Source organism: Enterococcus sp. C63 (assembly GCF_040887215.1).
Classification (GTDB): domain Bacteria; phylum Bacillota; class Bacilli; order Lactobacillales; family Enterococcaceae; genus Enterococcus_B; species Enterococcus_B hirae.
On the sequence record NZ_JBFOFI010000017.1, the window covers coordinates 1 to 1,389 of the forward strand.

A 1,389-nucleotide genomic window follows, 5' to 3' on the forward strand; every position below is an offset into this window, starting at 1 on the left:
AATGAATGATGAAAACAATGTATGAATATATGTATCCAGTAGGTTGTAAGGTCTGGGAGAACATGCCAGATGATTTCCCAGAGGGAGTCCCTTATACCTCAGTACCGCCATTACCAGATATTCCATTAGATCGCCAATTTTGGAATCCGAGGGAGCGGAAATGGGAAGAAGTTGTGACCCAAGATGTTTCTAAAAAACTGAATCTTTTAGAAGAACTATCTATAGGCTTACAAAATGATAACAAAAACTTGAAACAATCAAATGAAGAACTAGCAAAAAAAGCTGAATCATTAGCACAAATCAATTCAAAAACAATGCTTACAACTATTCAAAATAGTAAAGAAATCGATTCATTAAAAAGTCAACTTCAATTATCAGAAAATGAAGGAGGAAAATAATATGTATTCCTATGATGATATTAAAATGATGTATGACTGGAATTGTTTTACTGCAGATCAAGTTCGGCAATTTGTTCCATTGTGCATTACAGAGGAAGAAGCAGATAAAATTATTAATAAAGAAAGTTAAAGCATGCTCCGTGGAGTGTGCTTTTTTTGTTGGAAAGTTGGTGAACTATGAATATTGATGCGATTATTTCTGCTTTAAGTATTGCAGGAACATTGGTTGGTACGTTTGCAGGCATTGTTTTTTCAAATAAACTGACCATTTATCGAATTGAACAATTGGAGAAAAAAGTTGAAAAGCATAACCATATTGTTGAACGTACTTTTCTATTAGAAGGACGGATGAATGAAGCAGAACACGATATTCAAGAAATGAAAGGAGGCGAGAAGTAATGATTTTACCCGATAAATATTATCAAATTATTAAATGGACAGTACTTACGGTATTGCCTGCTTTATCTGTATTAGTAGCCACGTTAGGAAAAGCGTATGGATGGAATGGAACAGATATGACAGTACTCACTATCAATGCAGTAGCAACATTTTTAGGCGTTATCACTGGCGTGTCGGCTTATAATTTGAAAAAATAGGAGGAAACAAATGAAAAAGAAAATTACTATTACTGCGATGAGCCTATTAATGGCTCTTTTTTTATTGCCAATTAATGGGTTTGCCTATACGATTAACAATGAATTTAATTTGGGCCCAAACGAAGGTAGCTCACAAGTAGCAAATAATCAGTACATTTTACTGCATGAAACGGCTAATGAAACAGCAACAGGACGCAATGAAGCGCAGTATATGCAACGTTCATGGATTAGTGCTTACACTGCTTACATTGTGGGGGACGGCGGAATTGTTTATCAAGTCGGTCAACCTGGTTATGTACAGTACGGTGCTGGTTCGTATGCTAATGCTAACAGTCCTGTGCAGATTGAGTTACAGCACACACATGATAAAGCAACTTTTGAAAAAAACTATAAAG

The 1,389-nt window shown here is 35.3% G+C and carries 5 protein-coding genes; all 5 read left to right on the forward strand.

Going from position 1 to position 1,389, the window contains the following annotated elements:
- Nucleotides 1–8 precede the first annotated feature (8 nt).
- Nucleotides 9–398 carry a hypothetical protein gene (locus AB3H90_RS14305; protein WP_131773443.1) on the forward strand — a complete coding sequence of 130 codons (390 nt, stop codon included), beginning with the start codon at nt 9–11 and terminating at the stop codon, nt 396–398.
- 1 nt (nt 399) lies between these two features.
- Nucleotides 400–528 carry an XkdX family protein gene (locus tag AB3H90_RS14310; protein ID WP_071856314.1) on the forward strand — a complete coding sequence of 43 codons (129 nt, stop codon included), beginning with the start codon at nt 400–402 and terminating at the stop codon, nt 526–528.
- Between the two features lie 47 nt (nt 529–575).
- Entirely contained in the window at nt 576–797 is a 222-nt protein-coding gene (locus AB3H90_RS14315; protein WP_034698418.1) for a hypothetical protein, read from the forward strand.
- A complete protein-coding gene (locus AB3H90_RS14320; protein WP_034698416.1) occupies nt 797–994 on the forward strand; it encodes a phage holin in 198 nt (65 codons plus the stop codon). The genes AB3H90_RS14315 and AB3H90_RS14320 overlap by 1 nt, the downstream gene beginning before the upstream one ends.
- A 10-nt stretch (nt 995–1,004) precedes the next feature.
- Nucleotides 1,005–1,389, forward strand: a 385-nt coding sequence (locus AB3H90_RS14325) for an N-acetylmuramoyl-L-alanine amidase (protein ID WP_368016915.1), incomplete at its 3' end; no start/stop codon positions are given.